Annotated in this window: 4 protein-coding genes; 1 reads left to right on the top strand and 3 read right to left on the bottom strand. The window is 59.1% G+C overall.

What is annotated here, in order from left to right:
- Positions 1-745 precede the first annotated feature (745 nt).
- Both SO180_RS42215 and SO180_RS42210 read right to left on the bottom strand, forming a co-directional pair.
- On the bottom strand, positions 746-1,000 hold the full coding sequence (locus SO180_RS42215) for a hypothetical protein (RefSeq protein WP_449384678.1): 255 nt from the start codon (positions 998-1,000) through the stop codon (positions 746-748).
- Between the two features lie 15 nt (positions 1,001-1,015).
- Positions 1,016-1,207 carry a hypothetical protein gene (locus tag SO180_RS42210; protein WP_449384677.1) on the bottom strand — a complete coding sequence of 64 codons (192 nt, stop codon included), beginning with the start codon at positions 1,205-1,207 and terminating at the stop codon, positions 1,016-1,018.
- An 875-nt stretch (positions 1,208-2,082) separates the two neighbouring features.
- Here SO180_RS42210 and SO180_RS42205 point away from each other — a divergent pair.
- A complete protein-coding gene (locus SO180_RS42205) occupies positions 2,083-2,436 on the top strand; it encodes a cupin domain-containing protein (protein WP_449384676.1) in 354 nt (117 codons plus the stop codon).
- Positions 2,437-2,459: 23 nt separating this feature from the next.
- On the opposite strand, the gene SO180_RS42200 is transcribed toward SO180_RS42205, so the two are convergent.
- Positions 2,460-2,957 (bottom strand): hypothetical protein (locus tag SO180_RS42200; protein ID WP_449384675.1); only part of this gene is annotated, 498 nt, incomplete at its 5' end.

Raw genomic sequence — 2,957 nt, 5'->3', positions numbered from 1 at the left:
GGGTGTACGAGATTGCGTCGGGTCTGGACTGGCTGGGGATGGCGCGTCGTCCCAGTAAACGTCTGTTGGTGAGATGCCGTTTTGTCGGCGGTGGCGCCAAAGGGCTCACTGCCGGTCTGGGTGTTTTCGAATATGCCGGTCTGTTCGGCGCCTAGACGCTGACGCACAGAGCGGCGTTGTGGATTGTGGGAGCGCGTTAATCTTTTCTTAACCATGCACGTCCAGCCTTGCCCTTGGTGGGGATCGTTCATCCTTTTGGGCGGGGGCTCGACGGAGGAAACGAAATGCACGGGCATGAGATGCAGCCCGAGGCCAACCTGCTTTCGGCTTTTGCGCTGATGATTTTCGGTGCCTTGGGTGTTGGCCTGCCGATGGCTCTGGTCATCATTTGGTTCTGTTCCTGAAAGAGAACCAACAAACTTCGATATCGGCCTTCGATCGGCTTCGCGCATTTAGCGCATGCAGGGAGTTTCCTGCTTGCTCGGCGTTCGGCCGAATACACCGCCTGGGAGAAAGCCCCCGGAGAGGAACTTCTCCGGGGGCGTTTCGGATGTGTGAGGTTGGGTACGTCCGCCAGCCCTCGCCACGATCCTAGACTTGACTATGACCGCACTTGATCTTGCGCAGGATACGGCAGCGATGCGTCATTGTTGTGAAGCCCGCTTGGTTGTGAAGCCCGCTTGGCGAGAATCGGCGCCGACATGGCCCGCCGCCCCTCACGCCATCTGCCGGCCCCGAGAGGCTTTCATTTTTCGCTCGTCAGGTGTTTCAGCATCGCCTCGCAGGCCGCCATCGCCTGATCGAACGTCTTGAACGGCGAGCCGAAGACCCTGATCGCGCCACGGCTCTGGTCAACCGGCCGCCATGACGCGACATAGCCAGCGCTTCCGTGAAAACCGGTCCCGGTGGGACTTTCGAAACTGATCACGAACGAAAAGCCGTCGCTGCTCGCGCTCCATATTTCCATGTGTTCGACGGCACGGTGGAACTGCAGGGACATGGCAATCGCAGCCAATCAGCCCTCGTCTGCCGTTTCGCGCCGCGGCCGCAGTCCGGGCGAACTGACCCAGCGCTCGACATTCAATCTGGCTTCCAATTCCAGCGCTTTCCAAAGCAAGTCGTCGCGTTTTTTGCCCAACGGCAGCTTTTCCGCAGCCACAAACAACTCCGCGATCTCGGGAGGCAAATCCTGTGTTTTCTCCACCATCACTCAACCTTGCCGGTATTGAGTGCTCATTTCAAAACACAACCCCCACGTGCGGCAAGTGTACTTTGTGCCATCGGCCCTGGAACAGGGAAGTAATCGCGTCGCTCAACGTGTGGCGGATGGCCGGGAATCGAGATCGCATCCCCTATACATCCCATGCAGCTGTTTGCCTTCGAGGAAAACTGTGCGGGGAGTTAGACCTCCGCGACTATCGAGCCACTGTTGAATTGGCGAAGGATACATCGAATACAGCATCCGGGTCGCTCCACGATCTGTAAAGGTGCGCCCATTCCTGCCGAAGTCCCATGCAGCATGAAAGGCAAGTCTCGCTCTGGATGTTACGCAGATATTATCCGGAGCGATGGTTGCAAGGACGATCGTGCAGGCGGAGGCGCACAGGCCGTCGATGACGACCGATTGACGCGAGGCGCGCAATTTCTCGTATCTTTCGATGTAGTAGCCAATCTGTCCGCCTCGATCATTCGTAATGCGAACCACGGCATGGCTCGTCCCCGTGCCAGTGAGTAAGAGCATTCCCGCGACGACCCCTGCCGGAAATCTCATGTTGCTCGCTCGACGAATGTGATGCCGATCCGCTGGCAAGATGACCGTGGGGCAGCTTGGGATGATTTCGGCTCTGAGAATGTTGACCTAGGTCAACGAACTTGCCGAACGGGGCCACTCCAATCCAGCCCGCTAATGCAGGGGTGGGTTGGTTGGCAGAGGGCGTTACCCACCTCTCCTCCGTGCGCTAACCAAAGCGGTAGCTTCGTCTAACCACACTACGGCAACCTTGCAGCACGCGACGAATGGACCCTTGTCGCGTCAGCAGTTCGATCCCAAATCGCTGCTGCACAACGCGACACGGAGGACTCATGACCGACAAGGTATCACTTGCCGACAAGCTTGCGACATTCCACCAATTCTGGTCGCCGCGCACCGTCGCTACCTTCAACGATTGCGACGTGATGGTGGTGAAGGTGAAGGGAGAGTTCACCTGGCACAAGCACGATGACACCGATGATTTCTTTCTCGTCCTGAAGGGCAGCCTCGACATCGAATTGCGCGATCGCACGGTGACACTCGAGCCGGGTCAGCTCTACATCGTCCCCAAGGGCGTCGAACATCGGCCCGTGGCGCGCGACGAGGTTCATCTTCTGTTGATTGAGCCGACCGGCACGCCGAACACCGGTGACAAGGCGACCGCGGCTCCGCGCAAGCTCGCCTGAGGGGCAGATTGCTCTATCGAAGGCTAGTCCCGAAACGTCGCCAGCTTGCTGAAACCGCCGACCAGCCTTGCTCTGGCTTGCGCGATATAGTCGCGCGCTGAACGGCTCAAGGCGCGGACAGCCCGCCAAGCCTCGGTTGCTTGCAGCCATGCCCTCACCTTGGCGAACTTTCCATAGGCCCAGGCAAAAGTCGGAATCCTCATCAGCTTGTCACGCGTGAGATGGAACAGGCGCTCGACCAGCACGAGCTTGAGCAGCTCGCCGATGATGAAAGCCACAGCGCCGCTGACAACCTGCCCCGTCGCGGCGAGGTAGGCGGCGATGGGCTTGATCGGCTCCAGCATGATCACAGGCACGGAAAACAGCGCGAGCGAAGGATAAGGCGGCAGCGATCTGATCCAGGCCCGCAACCGCTTGAACTCCAGATGCCGCCCAAGCCAGCGTGATATGGGCCGCGCCACGGCCATGAAGGCCGCGTCCACCAGAAAGTAGACGATGGCCAGAATATAGGTGACAGGTTC

It is taken from the genome of Bradyrhizobium sp. UFLA05-112 (genome assembly GCF_053572325.1).
This window is presented reverse-complemented; position numbering and strand designations above follow the sequence as displayed.